Below are 17,437 nucleotides of genomic sequence, written 5' to 3'. Positions count from 1 at the left end.
ACCTCCATTTGTGTTTGGTCGCGCTGCCGACGCGGCGCTGCTCACTCGAACGGTACCCAGCCGGTGTTACTCAGGCGATCGAGTGTTCCCAGGTCGTGTTCGGTGCCCGAGATTATCGCGGCGATCGTGGTGAATTCGATAGGTCAGGCTGCCGCCACTTTCGGTAGCTGCGGTGCGCGGCGATCGCGCCGACGATTGCGGTTACGCACCATACTGCGATCGCCGTGTACGCCAGCGGCGCGGACAGATCGCCGATCGATGCGCCTAATGCGGTGTAGACGAACGCGCGCGGCATCGAGCCGATGAATGCGCCGACGGCCATCTGCCACAACGGTATTCCGAACGCGCCGAAGGCATACGAGGCCAACGCGTCCGACAGGCCGGGGATGAAGCGCTGACCGACGACGGCCCATATGCCGCTGCGTTCGAGTTGGTCGTCGAGCCGGTCGGCCCGCTGTGCCCCGAGGACTTCGCGGGCGCTTTCGCGCCCCGCGCGCCGGCCGAGGAGGCTGGTGATTATCGCGGTGCCGACCGTCGCGCCGAGTGTCACCGCAGTCCCGAGTACGGGTCCGAAGAGGATGCCGCTTCCGGCAGCGAGCACGGGACCCGGCACGAACACCGCGGCGAGCGCCGCCGAGACGGCGACGTAGGTCAACGGTGCGGCCGGTCCAGTCGCCGCCACCGCAGTGCGCACATCATCGACGTCGATCACTCCGGCGACGCCGACGATGTAGAACAGCGTCAGCAGCGCCGCTGCGAATACGCAGAGTCGGACGATGTGCCGCCGCCGCGACGTCGTGGGTGAACTGATTGTGCTTGCCATGTCAGGTGCGATACTTCCGCACCCGCCCGGGACCGTCGAATCGTGAAGCTGCGCTCCGCGATCCGACGGTGTCCGGGCTCGTAAGAACCGCCGTTGGTGCTTAGCGCCCTTTACTTCGGGGCGAATCGCTGGCCGGCGTCGAGGCGCAGGCACTGGCCGTTCAGCATCGGGTTCTCGACGATCGCCAGCGCGAGCTTGGCGTACTCCTCGGGCTTGCCGAGGCGCTTCGGGAAGGCGGCGTCCTTGGTGAGCGCCTTGGCGAACTCGTCGGGGATGCCCTGGGTCAGGCCGGTGGCAAAGAGGCTCGGCGCGATGGCGGTGGCCCGGATGCCGAGGCTGCCCAGATCGCGCGCCATGGTCAGGCACATTCCGGCGATGGCGGCCTTCGACGCCGTGTAGGCGACCTGGCCGATCTGGCCCTCGAATGCGGCGATGGATGCGGTGTTGATGATGACGCCGCGCTCTTCGGCTTCCTCGTCGACCGGGTCGTTCTTGCTCATGTGTGCGGCGGCCAGGCGGCTGATGTTGAACGTGCCGATCAGGTTGAGGTCGGTGACCTGACGGAAGACGTCGAGGTCGTGCGGCCCTTCCTTGGTCAGGGTGCGCATCGCTGCGCCGCCACCGGCCGTGGTGACGGCGATGTGCAGACCGCCGAGTGCGGCGACCGCGTCGGCAAGTGCCTGCTCGGTGCCCGCGAAATCGGTGACATCGGTGGCGAAGAACGGCACGCCGATCTCGTCGGCCACCTCCTGACCCTTCGAATGCGGCGCCGGCCGGTCCAGGATCGCGACGCTGGCACCGCGCTTGACGAGCGCCTCTACTGTGGCGCGGCCGAAGCCGGACGCGCCTCCGACAACGACTGCCTTCTTACCCGAGATTTCCATACAGCTTTCTTTCCAGATTGGGGTGGGATTGTAAAGCCGCAGTTCCCCGGGCTCCCCCCTCTGTGTCCACGCAGCCGATACGGTCTATCGGGTGACCGTACGGGTAAAGATCTGCGGTATCCGATCGGAAGACGACCTCGCCATCGCAGTGGCCGCGGGTGCGGACGCAGTTGGGTTCATCGCGGGCACAACGCATTTCACCGAAGACGGGCTGGATGCTGCAGCTGCCCGAAACCTGTCTCGTCAAGTTCCTCCGTACGTCACCCGCGTCCTGGTCACGCACCTTCAGGACGCGGTCGCGATTCTGCGACTGGCCGATCAAGTTAACGCCGACTCGATTCAGGTTCACGGCGAGGTCAGCCTCGGGACAGTCAGGGCCGTGGTGAACGCGGCGAGCGGTCGACAGGTGATCAAGGCGGTACACGTGACCGGCGCGGAAGCGCTTGATCGCGCGGTCGCCGCCGCCGACAGCTGCGGCGCCGTCCATTTGGACTCCCGCACCGATGACCGCCTCGGCGGCACCGGCTTCACGCACGACTGGTCGGTCAGCGCCGCAATCGTGCAAGCGCTGGCTGAGCGGAATTGCCCGGTCATCCTGGCCGGCGGGCTGACGCCTGCCAACGTCGCCGAAGCGATATCGGTGGTCGGGCCGTTCGCGGTCGACGCCAACAGCGGGCTCGAGGATGACCGAGGCGACAAGTCCACCGGGCTGTGCCGAGCGTTCGTCTCGCGCGCTCACTCCGCCGAGCGCTGAACAACCCGACTTCCGCATACCTATACACGCCTCTCTCTCGGTGGTAACTTCATTACCGCTGGTGACAGCTCGAATGCCCCCGATGTGGAGGGAGTCGATCCAATGACGGTAAGTCGTGATGCCGTTATGGAATCGGCCCTGGGCGACGGCGAGCAGCGCATTCGTGCGGCTGTCGTCGAGCTGCTCGAGACCGAGGATTACGACGCGATCCAGGTGCGCGAGGTGGCGAGGCGGGCTCGGGTATCGCTAAGCAAGATCTACAAGTTGTACGGCACTCGCGACGAACTGATCCTCGCCGCGATCAACTGGTGGATGGCCGAAAACGCCTACGCCTCGTTGCCCGAGCACGCTGCGCAACCAGGCGAGTCACTGCACGTCGCACTCATGCGCGTACTGCGTCCGATCTTCGAGCCGTTGGAGCGCCATCCGAGGCTGCTCGCCGCTTACTTCCGCGTCCGCGCATCGACCCGCGGAGAGATGTTGGTCAGTCATGGCCTCGAAGCCGTCTTCCCCGCTGCGATGGCGGCGTTGGTGGACGTCGATATCGAGTTCGTGCAGGACATCGACGCGATCCTCCAGAGCCTCGTGTACGGGCTGATGGGGCGGTTCACGGCCGGGGAGATCGAGGTCACCGACATCGTGCCGGCCATCGATCGCACCGTGTTCTGGCTGACCTCCGGCTACGAAGCCACCCGTACTCACCAAGAGATGTAGCCGCGACGCAGATTTGCAGATCAGCCCGAGAAGAAGAACGAGGCAGCGATGACCGAAACACACGCCGAACGTCCTATCGCAGCGACGGCAACTGCTCCGCCCGTGAATCACGATGGGCCCGTCTACTGGGATCCCTGGGATAGAGACATCGCCCGCGATCCCTATCCCGTGTACAAGCGGTTGCGCGCCGAGGCTCCGCTCTATTACAACGAGAAGCACGACTTCTACGCGTTGAGCAGGTTCGACGACATCGACCGTGCGCTGCTCGACTGGAAGACCTACTCGTCCTCGCGCGGCCCAATCCTGGAAATCATCAAGTCCGGCATCGAAATCCCGCCCGGCACATTGCTGATGGAGGATCCGCCCGCCCACGACAACCACCGCGCGCTTCTCAAGAGTGTGTTCACCCCGCGACGGATCATGTCGCTCGAGCCGCAGGTTCGGCAGCTGTGTATCCGCACACTGGACCGGCTCGCCGGGCGGGACCGCTTCGATTTCATGACGGAATTCGCAAACGACGTACCGATGCGCGTGATCGGGATGCTGCTCGGGATCCCGGAAGACGACCAGGAGGGAATTCGCGACCACACCGATGCGTTCCTGCGAACCAAGCCCGGCGAGCAGATGAAGGTGGGGGACACGGCAGTTCCGCATGCGGAGCTATACGCGCAGTACATCGATTGGCGCGCCGACCACCCGTCCGACGATCTGATGACGGATTTGCTGCGCGCGGAATTCGTCGACACCGAGGGCGTGACACGGACGCTCACCCGACCGGAGATCCTGACCTACATCTCAGTCGTGGCCGGCGCGGGCAACGAGACCACTGCCCGACTGCTCGGTTGGCTCGGTTCGTTGTTGGCGCAATTCCCCGACCAGCGTGCCGAACTCGTGGAGAACCCGGCTCTCATCCCCAAGGCCATCGAGGAAGCACTGCGGTTCCAGCCGACCGGGCATGCAATTGCGCGTTACGTCGCCCGCGATGTCGAGGTCCACGGCACCACGGTGCCCGCGGGCAGCGCGATGATGCTGATGGTCGCATCGGGCAACCGCGACGAGGATCGCTGGGAGGACCCGGACCGCTTCGATATCCACCGCAAGATGAGCAACCTGCGCACCTTCGGTCACGGCATCCACTTCTGCTTGGGCGCGTCGCTGGCACGTCTCGAAGCCAGAGTCGCGATGGAGGAATTCCTCGCGCGCTTCCCACGCTGGGATGTCGACGGCGATCAACTCGAATTGTCGCCGACCTCCACGGTCCGCGGCTGGCAAAACCTACCGATCATCGTCGGCTAGCTGACAGATCGCTGTATTCCGCTATCCGGCAGCGTGATTCGCTCGAACTCGAAGGAGAAGTAGTGGGAAAACTCGACGGCAAAATCGCTTTCATCACCGGGGCAGCCCGTGGACAGGGCCGCAGCCACGCGATCCGGCTGGCGGAGGAAGGCGCCGACATCATCGCGGTCGACATCTGCTCCCAGCTGGACTCGGTGCGCTACCCGATGGGCACTGCCGAGGAACTCGAGCAGACCGTCAAGGAGGTCGAAAAGCTCGATCGGCGCATCATTGCCCGCCAGGCCGATGTTCGTGACGTGGCGGAACTACGGAAAGTCTTCGAAGAGGGCGTTGCCGAGTTGGGTCCGGTCGACATCGTCCTGGCCAACGCCGGTATCGGCGCCGGCGGTTCGGGGGTCAGCGAGGAGCAGGAATGGGACGAGGTGCTCAGCGTCAACCTCACGGGCGTGTGGAACACCGGGCGCGTCGCTATCCCTTCGATGGTGGAACGGGGCCAGGGCGGATCCATCGTGCTGACCAGCTCCACGGGCGGACTGATCGGTGTCGGGATTCCGACCGCTGGGTTCCTTGGCTACACCGCCGCCAAGCACGGCGTCATCGGACTGATGCGGTCCTGGGCCAATTACCTTGCCCCGCATAGCATCAGGGTGAACAGCGTTGCCCCGACGGCGGTGCGGACTCCAATGGCGGCCGACGGAGACCTGAAGCTCATCATGGAACACGCGCCGGATTTGGCGCGTGCACTGTCCAACGCCATGCCGGTGGATCTCGTTGAACCGATCGATGTTTCGAACGCGATCGCGTGGCTGGTCTCCGACGACGCACGCTACATCACCGGCACCGTTGTCCCGGTGGACGCGGGCCAGCTGAACAAGCGGTAGGCCCACCGCATGTCACGGGCGGTGCAGGAACCCATGCAGGGTTGCCTGCACCAGTTCGTCGACAATCGCGTCCCGGGCCGGCGGCTTGTCGCCAAAGAAAGTCGACCGCAGCGCAACCATGCCGACGATCATTGCGACGGTTGAGTGGGCGGGAAGATCCGGTGTGCCCGAATGCATTCCGCGTAGGGTGACGCCCTCGGTGCTGATCTGGCCGAGCAGGGCGATCGCCCGCCGGACATCGGCGATCCCGGCCGCTTCCATCTCCTCGTCGCTGAGCCCGTCCGAGGCGACGAGAGTCAGCAGCAGGCCTTGATGCTCGACGAGGATGTCGTAGAGCTGGCCGACGAACTGTCGCGCCAGCGTCTCCTCGTCGGCTTCCTCGGGGACGACGGCCTGCCAGGTCTTGCCGAACTCGTCGATGAAATCGGTGAACGGAAGAACCAGCGCTTCCCGGAACAGGCCTGCCTTCGAACCGAAGTGGCGGAAGAGCAGGTATTCGGTGACACCCGCGGCCTCGGCGACCTCGCGCGTGGTTGTAGTCCGGTAGTCCTTGCGCGCAAATAATTTTCGAGCGGCGTCGAGCAGAAGTTTGCGCGCCTCCCCGGGTGCTCGACGAGCTGTTCGGCCCGCGACCTCGGCGGTCCCCTGCTTCTTGGAAGAACGCTCCCCGGGCACGGTTCCTCGCTTCCGACGGGCCGTACTCGGCGGTTGACGAAATCCCACGATAGCGGCCTTGACCCGACTCGCATAATAGTGTGCACTATCAACATCCGCTTTTCGCGTGAAAGGAGGCTGGTCGTGGGCCAAGCCATCATGCTTTCGACACTGTTCGGGCTGATAGTCCTCATATTCGGGTTGGTGCTGTACTTCGATCCCGAGGCACGTCGTAGCGCGAGCAACGAGGACACCCGAGTCAGCGAAGAGCTCCACGGATGAGTGAAGGACTGACCCCTGTACTCATCGGGGCCATTGCTTTTGCCTACGTCGGCGGCATCCTCTTCCTCGGCTTCGGCGTGTACCTGAGCATCCGCCGGCGCGGCATCCACCCGCTGCTTCTCGTCTCGATTGCGGCTGTCTCCATCTCGTGGATCGAGGCGCCGTACGACTGGGCGATGTACGCGCAGTTCCCCACCGCCATCCCCCGCATGCCGTCGTGGTGGCCTCTGAACAAGACGTGGGGTGGGCTGCCGTCCTCGGTGCCGGTCGGTTACATCGCCTACTTCGTCTTGCCCGCCGTCGTCGGTTCCGCGCTCGGACGCCGGCTGAGCGCGCGGTTCCAATGGCGCCGGCCGATCGCCCTGCTGACCGTTGGCTGGATGGTCGGATTCTGTTGGGCGCTGCTGTTCAACGGGGTCCTCGGCGCCCGGATCGGCGTCTTCTACTACGGATATGTGCTTCCCGGTCTCGCCATCTTCGAGGGAACCAAGCACCAGTACCCGATCTACGACGCCATCGCGATGGGCATCCTCGTGATGGTCTTCACCTACCTCCTCGGCCGTACGGACGAACAGGGACGGAACGTCATCGAGATGTTTTCCGATCGCGTGTCGACGACGAAGATGCAGTCGGGCGTTGTGTCCGTCTTTGCCGTGATCATCATCGGAAACCTCGTGTACGGAGCAGTTTTCGCTCCCCACCTCGCGACGAAGATGGGCGGATATGTGACCGCCGGGCCGACGGAGCAGTTGTTCCCGGATGTGCCGAATCAGCCTAAATAGCTTGTACAGCAACTCTTTTAATCGGAAGGCCGATCCGAAAATGACTACCGATCCCGTTGTCGATGTGTACTACGACCCCTATGACACCGATATCGACGACAATCCGTACCCCGCCTGGCAGCGGTTGCGCGCGGAGGCTCCGCTCTATTACAACGAGAAGTACAACTTCTATGCGCTGAGCCGCTATGACGACGTCGCGCCGGCTCTGCCGGATTGGCAGACGTACCGGTCGGGGCGCGGCACGACAGCCGACATGTTGTTCAGCGGCCTCGAGGTGCCGCCCGGCATTCTGCTGTGGGAGGACCCGCCTATCCACGATCTGCATCGGCGCCTACTGTCCCGGGTGTTCACGCCGCGACGAATGCTGGCCGTCGAGGATCTGGTGCGTGGATTCTGTTCGCGCGCACTGGATCCCCTGCGCGATGCAGACGAGTTCGATTTCGTCCGCGACCTCGGCGCGATCATGCCGATGCGCACGATCGGCTACCTACTCGGAATCCCCGAGGAAGGCCAGGAGCACATCCGGGATATCACCGACAGAAGCATCGACGTGGGCCATCGAGAGGAGGGCAGCGCCGACATCAGCCTGGAGATATTTGCGGAGTCGCTAACGGCGTTCGCCGAGTACATCGAATGGCGGGCGACGCATCCATCGGACGACCTGATGACCGAACTCCTCAACGCGGAGGTGGAGGAGCAGGACGGGACGATTCGGAAGCTCGACCGCAACGAGGTTCTTGCCTACACCGCGATGATCGCCGGTGCCGGGAATGAAACCACTGCGCGGCTGATCGGATTTATGGGGCGATTGCTTGGCGACCATCCCGATCAACGGCACGAACTCGTCGCCGATCCATCTCTGATCCCTGGCGCGGTGGAGGAGTCCCTGCGGTTCGAGCCGCCATCACCAGTGCAGGCGCGCTATGTCGCCCGCGATGTCGAGCACTATGGGCACACCGTGACCGAGGGGTCATACATGTTGCTGCTCAACGCATCGGCCAATCGTGACGAAACACGCTTCACCGATCCCAACCGCTTCGATATCCACCGTAAGGAGGGGCATCTCAGCTTCGGGCAGGGCATTCACTTCTGCCTGGGCTCGGCGTTGGCGCGGCTCGAGGCGCGGGTGGCGTTCGAGGAGGTCTTGAAGCGCTGGCCCGACTGGGAGGTTGACCACGCCAACATCAAGATGGGACACACCTCGAGCGTGCGCGGCCCGGCTCAGATGCCGGTCAGGATCCGATGAACCCAAGCGACCTGAGAGCCCCAGTCGCCGAGGCGTGAAAAGCTTTCGCCAGCGGATGTCGAGAACGCCGCAACGACTCCGTCCCAGGGGTACGCGACCAACACGGGTCGCAACTCGAAGGGAGAATGTCATGGCGAAGTACCTGCTCCTCAAGCACTACCGAGGCGCTCCGGCTTCGGTGAACAACGCGCCGATGGACCAGTGGGCACCTGCCGAAATCCAGGCGCACATCCAGTACATGCGCGATTTCGCGACCAAGCTGGAAGGCACGGGAGAGTTCGTCAGCGAACAGGCTCTCGAGCCGACGGGTGCCTGGGTTCGCTACGACGGCGAGGGCAAGCCGGCGGTCACGGATGGCCCGTTTGCCGAGACCAAGGACCTGATCGCGGGCTGGATGATCATCGACGTCGACTCGTACGACCGTGCCGTCGAATTGGCCGGCGAACTGTCCGCGGCGCCCGGCGCCGGTGGCAAGCCGATCCACGAATGGCTCGAACTCCGGCCATTCATGACCGGTGCGCCCACCTTCACAGAGTGATGACCGCCGGTGCGGTGGACGAGGGGCAGATCAGGGCGCTGATCCCGAGCGTCCTTGGCGCCCTCGTTCACCGCGGGGCCGATTTCGCGACCGCCGAGGACGCGGTTCAGGAAGCGTTGCTCCGGGCCGTCGAGACGTGGCCGAACCAACCTCCCGACGACCCCAAGGGCTGGTTGATCACCGTGGCGTGGCGACGCTTCATCGATCTCACGCGCTCGGACACGGCGCGGCAGCAACGCGAGGTTCGCGTTTTCGAGGAGCCCGAGCCGGGACCGGCAGCGTCCGTGGATGAAACGCTGCACCTCTACTTCCTGTGCGCGCACCCCAGCCTCACGCCTGCGTCGGCCGTGGCGCTGACGCTACGGGCAGTCGGGGGGCTCACCACCCGCCAGATCGCACAGGCCTACCTGGTGCCGGAAGCGACTATGGCGCAACGGATCAGCCGGGCCAAGCGGATCGTGAGCGATGTTCGCTTGGACCGGCCCGGTGACCTGCGCACCGTGCTTCGGGTGCTGTACCTGGTGTTCAACGAGGGATACAGCGGCGACGTCGATCTCGCCGCCGAAGCGATCCGCCTCGCCCGTCAATTGGCCTCGACAACAGACGATCCGGACGTCGCGGGATTGCTCGCACTGTTCCTGCTCCACCACGCCCGGCGCCCGGCACGCACTCGCGCGGACGGCAGCCTTGTGCCGCTGGGCGAGCAGGACCGAGACCTGTGGCGGCGCGACCTGATCGCCGAGGGTGTCGCGATACTCCAGGCGGCGCTGGCCCGTGACCGGCTCGGCGAGTACCAGGCACAGGCCGCCATCGCCGCGCTGCACGCCGACGCGCAGAGCGCCGACGAAACCGACTGGGTGCAGATCGTCGAGTGGTACGACGAGTTGGTCGCCATCACCGACAGCCCCATCGTGCGGCTCAACCGTGCCGTCGCGGTCGGTGAGGCCGACGGCCCGCACGCCGGGCTGGCCGCGCTCGCCCAACTCGACCCGAAACTTCCGCGCTACACCGCATCTGCCGCCTACCTGCATGAACGGGCTGGTGACACGGCAACGGCCGCGGAGCTCTACGTGGACGCCGCCGCGCAGGCGCACAACATTGCCGAGCGAAACCACCTCACGCTCCAGGCGGCGACTCTCCGGCAACGCCTTTCGAGCACGGACGGCTGAGCCGGAATCGGCAATGCATCATTTCCGCCACGATGGGTAACAGCTCGGGATGGTCGCCGATCTAAACCTGGACGCTGTTTGTATATTGTGACCAGTCGGCCGCCCGTGTAGCCGCCCTCCAACGTCGGAGAAGTGCAATGAGCAGTGATTCTGCCCAGCAGAACCGCAGGTCAACCGTGCGCGCGTATGCCGAATGGATTGCCAGGGCCCGTCCCGCGGACTACCTGATCGAGCTGAGCGCAGCGCCGTCCTCCCTTCCCGTCATCGGCCGAAGCCTTGCCCCGCTGGGTGGGGTCGCGGCGCTCGGCGTGTGGGGTGCTCGTTATCTGCCGGACAATCTCGCGACGCGACGCAAGTCCGAAAAGGGTTCCAACAGAGCCGACCGTAAGCGGAGCCAGCAAGCGCAGGCGCCGGAACTGGCCCTCGCCGCCCTGCAGGGCATCGTGGCGCCCGATGAGCTCGCCCAGCCGTGGCCGGCGCCGAGCGAGTCCGCGCCCTGGGTGGAAGCGCGTGGCCAGCGCAAGTACGTCTACCGCCAGGCGGTGCAGTACGGCGACGATCCGTCCCAGAAGCTAGACGTGTGGCGGCGCGAGCGGCTGCCCGGGAAGCCGGCGCCCGTCCTGCTCTACGTCCCGGGCGGCGCGTGGGTGGTCGGCAGCCGGATCCTGCAGGGCCACGCGCTGATGTCCCACCTCGCCGAACAGGGCTGGGTCTGTCTCGGTATGCAGTACCGAACCAGCCCGCAGCATCGCTGGCCGCGCCATATCCAGGACGTGAAGGCCGCCGTCGCCTGGGCACGCGCGAACGCTCGCAAGTACGGCGGCGACCCCAATTTCGTCGCGATCGCGGGCTGTTCGGCCGGCGGTCATCTCGCATCCCTCGCCGGACTCACTCCTGACGATCCGCAGTGGGACACCGAATTGCCGGCCGATGCCGATACGTCGGTGGATGCGGTGGTCAGCCTCTATGGACGCTACGACTGGGCCGACAACTCGACGGTCGAGCGGAAGCGCTTCGTGAAGTTCCTCGAGCGCGTCGTGGTGAAGCGCACGCGGGCGCGGCACCCCCAGCTTTACCGGGAGGCTTCACCGGTAGTCCGCACGCGTGCCGATGCTCCACCGTTCCTGGTCGTGCACGGCAGCCGGGACGGTCTGATCCCCGTCGGCGAGGCGCGTGCCTTCGTCGAGCAACTCCGCTCCCACTCAAAGAGCGAGGTCGGCTACCTCGAATTGCCCGGCGCCGGACACGGATTCGATCTCCTCGACGGCCCACGCACGGCCGCAGTCAATATCGCCGTCGGGCTGTTCCTCAACAGCATCGTGCGGTCCCGCCGCGTGGCGGCCGCCGGCGAGGTCGTCTGATTCGGGTGCGCGCTTAGCCGATCACGGGGAAGCGGCGCTCGCTCGCCAATGCGTCCAATGCCTCCTGCATCTGCGCGCGAATGTAGGCGTCGACCTCATCGATATCCGGATCCGGGCCGAACTGCACTCTGATATCGATCGGGTCGAGCACCTCGACGACGATCTTGGTCGGCAGCGGCATATTCAGCGGGAACAGCACACTGGGCCCGAAGGGGAATCCGACGCTCACCGGCAGGATGTTCAACCTGAGCAGCTTGCTCAGGCCCAGGTTCCGGGCGAGCCAGTTGCCGCGCGTCAAAAACAGCTGGGCCTCCTGCGCACCGATCGAGACGGTCGGAACGATCGGTACATCGGCTTCCAGCGCGGTGCGGATGTACCCGGTCCGACCGTTGAAATCGATGGTGTGATCGAACGAGGGCCGGTACGAGTCGTAGTCCCCGCCGGGAAAGACCAGCACAACCGCGCCCGACCGCAGCGCCGCCGCGGCATTCTCGCGGTCCGCGTGGATGACACCGAGCTTGTTCAGCAGCGTGGAGGTCGGTCCGAGCAATACGCCGTAATGGGCCAGCGTGAATAGCGGCCGGTTGTAACCGAAATGCTCGTAAAACTCTGGCGCAAAGACCAGAACGTCCGGGGTCAACATCCCACCCGAGTGATTGGACACCACCAATGCGGGCCCGTGCGACGGGATCTTGTCCATCTTGCGTACTTCGGTCCTGAACCACTTCTTCACCACTGGTCCGGCCCAGTATTTGATCTGCTGGGTCACCGTGGGATCCCACTGGCGGATCTCCGAGACGGTCATTCCCCCTCCAAACGTCGTCAACATCGGCCGGTAGTTGTCCTGTACCCAAAAGGGGACCACTCGAAATGCCAGCGTGTGCCGCGGCGATGCATCCCCCGATATTTCGCCGTGCGTGCGCCGTCACCTGCCCCCGGGACGAAACGCTACTACCAGTACCAGAATGCGGGCTGTGTCGCGGTTTCGCAACCCCAACGATCAAGTGGTACGAAGGTGTCAGAATTGAAGTGACACAACAATTGTCGCCCAAGCGACCGATTGGTTGAGTCGGTTCTCACGCCTCGCGGCGCACGATTCCCCGAATCACCGTGTCGCGCGCAAGCACGAGCGCGGGCCGCGGCCCGAGCTCACGAATGATGCTTTCCGGCATCCACAGCACATCCATTACGCAGCGCGAGAGCAATGCGAGATCCGCCGCGTCGATCCGAATATCGCCATCGGCAATTCCGGCCGCGAGCAGGCGCTCCAACCATTCCATCATCAGCCCGAACGCATGCCCCGGATCGGGGTTGTCCGGCGGGGACTGGCGCATCCACGCGAGCTGAATCTTCCACTCGTCCGGAAACTGCAGCACTGCGTTGATATGGATCCAGATGAGCGCGTCGAGCTTCTCGATCGACGTGGAATCGGATTCGAGGACGGCGATCGAAGCCGTGCTCGTTTTCTCGCCGAACGCATGCATGATCGAGGCGAGGAGTTCGTCCTTCGAGCCGATCACCCGATGCACCGTGGCTGGGTTGAGCTGTGCCGCCGCCGCGATATCTCGAATCGTCGTGACCTCGAATCCTTTGCGCCCAAACACTTTCAGAGCCGCCGCGCGAATATGCGCGGTCCGATCGGCAACGGGTTTGGAGTCGCTGATCGCCCAGGTCGCGATGATCGAATCCGCGGACGTCATCGCGGGCGACGAGTCCAACTCGGCGTCGTCGACGATCCTGCCGGCCAACCCGTCGAGCATGATTCGCGCAAGCATCGCGGCGACTTCGTCGGGTTCGGCGTCACGCCGGATGACGTCCAGGCCGACGTGCAGCATCGATTGGCACATCCGGTCGGCCAGCGGGCCCAACTCGAGATCGGGGCGGAGGTAGCCGCTCCACCGGCCGGCGCGCAAGGTCTGCACCATCGCGTCCTGCACAGTTTGCGGCCGCTGAGCGAGCAACTCGACAAGCTCGGCGCTCTCGGTGGGCGCCTCGTAGAACGACATCTGCAGCCCGGCGCGGTTGCGCACCGCGCAGTGCGCGATCGCCGAACCGAGTTCGACGACCCGGTCGTCGACGCTTGCGGAATCGTCCGCATCGAGGCGGCGTAGGCCGTCCTCGCCAACCTGGGTCAGCTCGCCGTGATATCGGCGAATCAGCTCGATGAGCAGGGCTTCCTTGGAATCGAAATGGTGGTACAGGCTGCCGGTCAGGATGCCGGCGGCCTTCGCGATCTCCTGCAATGACGTGCGCAGGCCAGACGTGGCGATCAGCGCCTCGGCGGTCTGCAGGATCTCCTCGCGCCGACTGGTCTCCCGGGAATCGGCGGCGTCGGCTGCCACGGCCGGTGTCACCGCATCGGTTGGATGCTGGAGCGCCACAACACCTCCACAGCGGTCGGGTCCGTGGTCATTCAGCCATTGTGCACTTGGAACGGGTCACGCCCGGACGGCCCGGCCGCGGGAGCGGAGCGACCGGGCCATCCGCGATCGGTCAGGACGGCAGGCTCTTCGCGAGGTCGAGCACGCTGACGGTGTCGGTGCCAACCTTCTTGAGTCGCTCCGACGACCGGAATCCGAGATCGACATCGGTGGCCTGCGCGCGCAGCGCACCGACCGTCAACTGGTCCTTCGGGATCTTCGAGAACATATCGAAGGAGAACAGTCGCATCGCGTTCTCGTGCGTGATCTTGTTGATATCCGAATCCGACACGCCCTGAACGTATTTGGCGAGCGACTCGGGTGCGAGCGGCCAGGTCGAATCCGAGTGCGGGTAGTCGCACTCCCACGTGATCATGTCGACATTGAGCTTGTCGCGGTTCTCGATGCCGAAACCGTCGTCGATAAAGCACGTGACGATCCGCTCCAGGAACACCTCGCTGGGCAGACGACCCTTGAAGTCCTGGTGCGTCCAATGCCGGTGCATCGTGTAGACGCGGTCGATGCGCTCGAGGAAATACGGAATCCAGCCGATTCCGCCCTCGCTCAACGCGATGGTCAGGTCGGGGAACTTGCGCAGCAGCGGCGACCAGATGATGTCGGCAGCGCACTGCACGATACTCATCGGCTGCAGCGTGATCATCGTGTCCACCGGCGCGTCGAGCGAGGTGATGACGACGGACGACGACGAGCCGATGTGCAGGCAGACGACGGTGTTCTCGTCATTGCAGGCCTGCCAGAACGGATCCCAGTGGTCGCTGTGCAGCGACGGGTAACCCAGCTTCTCCGGGTTTTCCGAGAACGTGACGGCGTGGCAGCCCTTCTTTGCGACCCGGCGCACCTCGTCGGCCATGAGTTGCGGATCCCAGATCGGCGGAAGCGCGAGCGGGATCATGCGGCCGGGGTGGGCCCCGCACCACTCGTCGAGGTGCCAGTCGTTGTACGCCTTCAGGACTGCGAGGCCGAGGTCCTTGTCCTTGGCGCGGGCGAAATACTGCCCGGTGAACTGCGGAAACGAGGGAAAGTTCAGCGACGCGGCGACACCGTTCGCGTTCATGTCGCGAATGCGCTCGTCGATGTTGTAGCAGCCTTCGCGGATCTCGCTCAGCTTGGTCGGCTCGGCGCCGTACTCGTCCGGCGGGCGGCCGGCGACGGCGTTGAGTCCGACGTTGGTCGCCTCCTGGCCCTCGAACACCCAGGCGTTGGTGCCGTCATCACGGGTGATCAGCTTGGGTACGTCGTCCTTGTACTTCGCGGGAATGTGGTTGTCGAACAGATCGGGTGGTTCGACGAGGTGATCGTCGACCGAGACAAGGACGAAGTCATCCATATTCATGCTGCGCTCCTGGTATTCGCAACGGGTGTTCACGGCACTTACGGCGAATAGGCGGCGGGGCGGAAAGCGACCTCGCGGCGAGGCCCCGCCCCACTCGTTTGTCGGTGCGTTGAACGATACGAGTGAACAGAATTTAGGTCAATGCCCGCACGCCCAACGAGGCGAACTGGGGCGGCACCGACTCTGAGACCAGGAAGAACCGTTGACGGGCATAGCCGCTCTGGCTAATGTGCAACAAAAGTTAGGTTTCATCCACCAAGGAGTGGCATGTCCTACGAGAGCGCTGCGCAGCCCATCAAAGTCGGCTATCTGATGGATTTCGTGCTGTCCGACGACTACCCGCAGGAACGGCGAGACGACCTGACGATCCCCTTCGACATGGTCTTCGCCGATGCACTCGAGCGCGGCCTGATCGACCGGCCCATCGAGGTCATCTACCGCGAGGTCGAGGGTTTGCCGAAGGGGTCGGTCAAGGCGGTCATCGATGCCTACGAGGAGCTTGTCGAGGAAGGGTGCCTCGTCATATTCGGTCCCCATATCGGCGACAACGCGGTCGCGATCCGAGAAGTACTAGGCGAGAAATTCAAGGTCCCGGCACTCAGCGTGACCGGCTCCGACGAGGCCTTGAGCGAGTGGTTCTTCGCGCTGCCGATGGGATCGCACTTCGACGAGCCGATCTTCTGGGCCGACCTGCTCGTGAAGGGCGGTCACAACGACGTCGGCGTGCTGATGGAGAAATCCCTTGTCGGCGAGGCCTATATCGCGAACTTCCGCAAGGCTTGTGCAGAACGCGGCATCCGGATCACCGCCGAGATCACTATCGCGCAAACCGCTCAAGACACGAGCGAGGCGGTGCGAGCCCTGCATGACGCCAAGGCCGGCGCAATTGTGCACTGCGGCTTCGGTTTCGGCATCGTCTTCGTCAACCCGGTGCTGGCCGAGCTGGATTGGGACCCGCCCAGATTCGCAGGCACCGCGTTCCAGAATGCCTGGATCAATCCCGTTATGTGGAACGCCTTCATGGGCTGGACCGGCGTCGACCAGTACGACGAGCACAATCCGGTCGGCCAGCAGTTCCTCGACGAATTCGCGACGGTGACCGGCCGTCGCCCCGAATGGTGTGTACCGGTGGTCAATCGGGATGTCGCCGTGACCATCCTGCGTGCCCTGGCGAACGCGCATCCGCTGAGCCCGCGGGGGGTCAAGGAGGCGCTCGAGCGCGTGAAGATGGTGCCCGCCGCCTCCGGAGCACCCGGCACGCGTATTTCGTTCGGGAATTGGACCCGCCGTGGCTGGATGGGGCCCGGCTATCTCGTTGCCAGACAGCTCAATTCCGATGGGTGGACCTCGCACCTCATCGACCGGTTCGGCGAATAGCCGCCGAACACCAGAGACGGTTCATATCCACCGACGAGAAATCAGGGAGAAAACGATGACGGTTGCGGATCTATTCGGATACGCCGGAAAGCGGGTGCTCGTCGTCGGCGGCGCCACCGGCATGGGCGCGGCTGCCGCGCAGACCGCGCGATCCCTCGGCGCCAACGTCACCGTGATGGACATTGCGCCGGTGACGTACGACGTCGACAAAGCGATCGAGATGGACCTGCGCGACCCGCAGTCGATCAATGCCGCGATCGACGACCTGGACGGGACGCTCGATGCCGTCTTCTCTGCAGCGGGAATCGCAGACGGGCCGGATCTCATGCGCGCCAACTTCATCGGCCACCGGCACCTCATCGAACGCCTGGTGTCCACCGACCGTGTGCAGTCGGGTTCGGCTATCTGCTTCATCTCCTCGGTAGCCGGGATGTCGTGGGAGGAGAACCTGGAGCAGGTGCAGGAGTTCCTGGCCAACCCCGATTTCGAATCGGCGGACAAGTGGTGCGTTGCGCACGAGTCGGACGGCTTCATTCACTACGGCTTCAGCAAGGCTGCGATCAACGCCTACGTCGCGATGGAGGCCTATCCATTGCGAGCCAAGGGAATCCGCATCAACGCGATCTGCCCCGGCCCGACCGATACGCCGCTCGCGCGGGCGAATGAAGACCTGTGGCTCGGCTTCGCGAAGGACTACCGCGAGGCCACCGGTGCGCCGGTTCATACGCCCGAGCAGCAGGGCAACGCGATGATCTTCCTCAATAGCGATGCGGCGAGCGGGATCAGCGGCGTCACCCTGATCGTGGACAGCGGTCACGCCATGTCGTCGATCACCGGTTCTTACGCGCCGGGCAAGCCGATCATGGACATCCTCATGGGCAAAGTGAAGTTCGGATAAGGAC

General features: G+C 64.5%; 18 protein-coding genes. 12 read left to right on the top strand and 6 right to left on the bottom strand.

Annotated features, from left to right (window positions below):
* Positions 1-112: 112 nt before the first annotated feature.
* Entirely contained in the window at positions 113-823 is a 711-nt protein-coding gene (locus A8G08_RS07580) for a TVP38/TMEM64 family protein (protein ID WP_068272257.1), read from the bottom strand.
* A 110-nt stretch (positions 824-933) separates the two neighbouring features.
* The gene (locus A8G08_RS07575) at positions 934-1,707 is read right to left on the bottom strand and encodes an SDR family NAD(P)-dependent oxidoreductase (RefSeq protein ID WP_068272254.1); all 774 of its coding nucleotides are present in this window, start codon (positions 1,705-1,707) and stop codon (positions 934-936) included.
* 91 nt (positions 1,708-1,798) lie between these two features.
* On the opposite strand from A8G08_RS07575, the gene A8G08_RS07570 reads away from it, so the two are divergent.
* The 4 genes from A8G08_RS07570 (at position 1,799) to A8G08_RS07555 (ending at position 5,352) form a co-directional block, all read left to right on the top strand.
* Positions 1,799-2,461, top strand: coding sequence for a phosphoribosylanthranilate isomerase (locus tag A8G08_RS07570; protein WP_068272252.1), 663 nt, complete (start codon positions 1,799-1,801; stop codon positions 2,459-2,461).
* 102 nt (positions 2,462-2,563) lie between these two features.
* Positions 2,564-3,175 (top strand): TetR/AcrR family transcriptional regulator, encoded by a 612-nt coding sequence (locus A8G08_RS07565; RefSeq protein ID WP_157108455.1) that lies wholly within the window; start codon positions 2,564-2,566, stop codon positions 3,173-3,175.
* A 48-nt stretch (positions 3,176-3,223) separates the two neighbouring features.
* Positions 3,224-4,471, top strand: coding sequence for a cytochrome P450 (locus A8G08_RS07560; protein ID WP_222844247.1), 1,248 nt, complete (start codon positions 3,224-3,226; stop codon positions 4,469-4,471).
* Between the two features lie 62 nt (positions 4,472-4,533).
* Positions 4,534-5,352 carry a mycofactocin-coupled SDR family oxidoreductase gene (locus A8G08_RS07555; RefSeq protein ID WP_068272241.1) on the top strand — a complete coding sequence of 273 codons (819 nt, stop codon included), beginning with the start codon at positions 4,534-4,536 and terminating at the stop codon, positions 5,350-5,352.
* A gap of 12 nt (positions 5,353-5,364) precedes the next feature.
* Here A8G08_RS07555 and A8G08_RS07550 read toward each other — a convergent pair whose 3' ends face one another.
* A complete protein-coding gene (locus tag A8G08_RS07550; RefSeq protein WP_068272239.1) occupies positions 5,365-6,027 on the bottom strand; it encodes a TetR/AcrR family transcriptional regulator in 663 nt (220 codons plus the stop codon).
* Between the two features lie 123 nt (positions 6,028-6,150).
* Here A8G08_RS07550 and A8G08_RS27410 point away from each other — a divergent pair, with 123 nt between their 5' ends.
* The 6 genes from A8G08_RS27410 to A8G08_RS07520 all read left to right on the top strand — a co-directional run bounded on the left by A8G08_RS27410 (position 6,151) and on the right by A8G08_RS07520 (position 11,384).
* Positions 6,151-6,288, top strand: coding sequence for a hypothetical protein (locus A8G08_RS27410; RefSeq protein WP_169823279.1), 138 nt, complete (start codon positions 6,151-6,153; stop codon positions 6,286-6,288).
* Positions 6,285-7,070, top strand: coding sequence for a spirocyclase AveC family protein (locus tag A8G08_RS07540; RefSeq protein ID WP_068272233.1), 786 nt, complete (start codon positions 6,285-6,287; stop codon positions 7,068-7,070). Before A8G08_RS27410 ends, A8G08_RS07540 begins: the two co-directional genes overlap by 4 nt.
* A 40-nt stretch (positions 7,071-7,110) precedes the next feature.
* Positions 7,111-8,316: a cytochrome P450 gene (locus A8G08_RS07535; RefSeq protein WP_068272230.1), complete on the top strand. Its 1,206-nt coding sequence runs from the start codon at positions 7,111-7,113 to the stop codon at positions 8,314-8,316.
* Between the two features lie 130 nt (positions 8,317-8,446).
* Complete coding sequence (locus A8G08_RS07530) at positions 8,447-8,854, top strand: YciI family protein (protein ID WP_068272227.1); 408 nt, start codon at positions 8,447-8,449, stop codon at positions 8,852-8,854.
* A complete protein-coding gene (locus A8G08_RS07525; RefSeq protein WP_068272224.1) occupies positions 8,854-10,023 on the top strand; it encodes an RNA polymerase sigma factor in 1,170 nt (389 codons plus the stop codon). The genes A8G08_RS07530 and A8G08_RS07525 overlap by 1 nt, the downstream gene beginning before the upstream one ends.
* A gap of 137 nt (positions 10,024-10,160) precedes the next feature.
* Positions 10,161-11,384: an alpha/beta hydrolase gene (locus tag A8G08_RS07520; RefSeq protein WP_068272220.1), complete on the top strand. Its 1,224-nt coding sequence runs from the start codon at positions 10,161-10,163 to the stop codon at positions 11,382-11,384.
* A 13-nt stretch (positions 11,385-11,397) separates the two neighbouring features.
* Here A8G08_RS07520 and A8G08_RS07515 read toward each other — a convergent pair whose 3' ends face one another.
* The 3 genes from A8G08_RS07515 to A8G08_RS07505 form a co-directional block, all read right to left on the bottom strand.
* On the bottom strand, positions 11,398-12,189 hold the full coding sequence (locus tag A8G08_RS07515; RefSeq protein WP_084436018.1) for a lysophospholipid acyltransferase family protein: 792 nt from the start codon (positions 12,187-12,189) through the stop codon (positions 11,398-11,400).
* A 271-nt stretch (positions 12,190-12,460) separates the two neighbouring features.
* Positions 12,461-13,738: a TetR/AcrR family transcriptional regulator gene (locus tag A8G08_RS07510; protein ID WP_068272289.1), complete on the bottom strand. Its 1,278-nt coding sequence runs from the start codon at positions 13,736-13,738 to the stop codon at positions 12,461-12,463.
* 139 nt (positions 13,739-13,877) lie between these two features.
* The gene (locus tag A8G08_RS07505; RefSeq protein ID WP_068272286.1) at positions 13,878-15,158 is read right to left on the bottom strand and encodes an amidohydrolase family protein; all 1,281 of its coding nucleotides are present in this window, start codon (positions 15,156-15,158) and stop codon (positions 13,878-13,880) included.
* Positions 15,159-15,425: 267 nt separating this feature from the next.
* Between A8G08_RS07505 and A8G08_RS07500 the strand changes: the two genes are divergently transcribed.
* Both A8G08_RS07500 and A8G08_RS07495 read left to right on the top strand, forming a co-directional pair.
* Positions 15,426-16,535: an ABC transporter substrate-binding protein gene (locus A8G08_RS07500; RefSeq protein WP_068272218.1), complete on the top strand. Its 1,110-nt coding sequence runs from the start codon at positions 15,426-15,428 to the stop codon at positions 16,533-16,535.
* A gap of 55 nt (positions 16,536-16,590) precedes the next feature.
* A complete protein-coding gene (locus A8G08_RS07495) occupies positions 16,591-17,433 on the top strand; it encodes an SDR family oxidoreductase (RefSeq protein WP_068272215.1) in 843 nt (280 codons plus the stop codon).
* The last annotated feature ends 4 nt before the right edge of the window (positions 17,434-17,437 follow it).

It is taken from the genome of Aldersonia kunmingensis (assembly GCF_001646865.1).
Classification (GTDB): Bacteria; Actinomycetota; Actinomycetes; order Mycobacteriales; family Mycobacteriaceae; genus Aldersonia; species Aldersonia kunmingensis.
The sequence above is the reverse complement of the archived record's forward strand: the minus strand, read 5'-3'. Positions and strand labels throughout refer to the sequence as shown.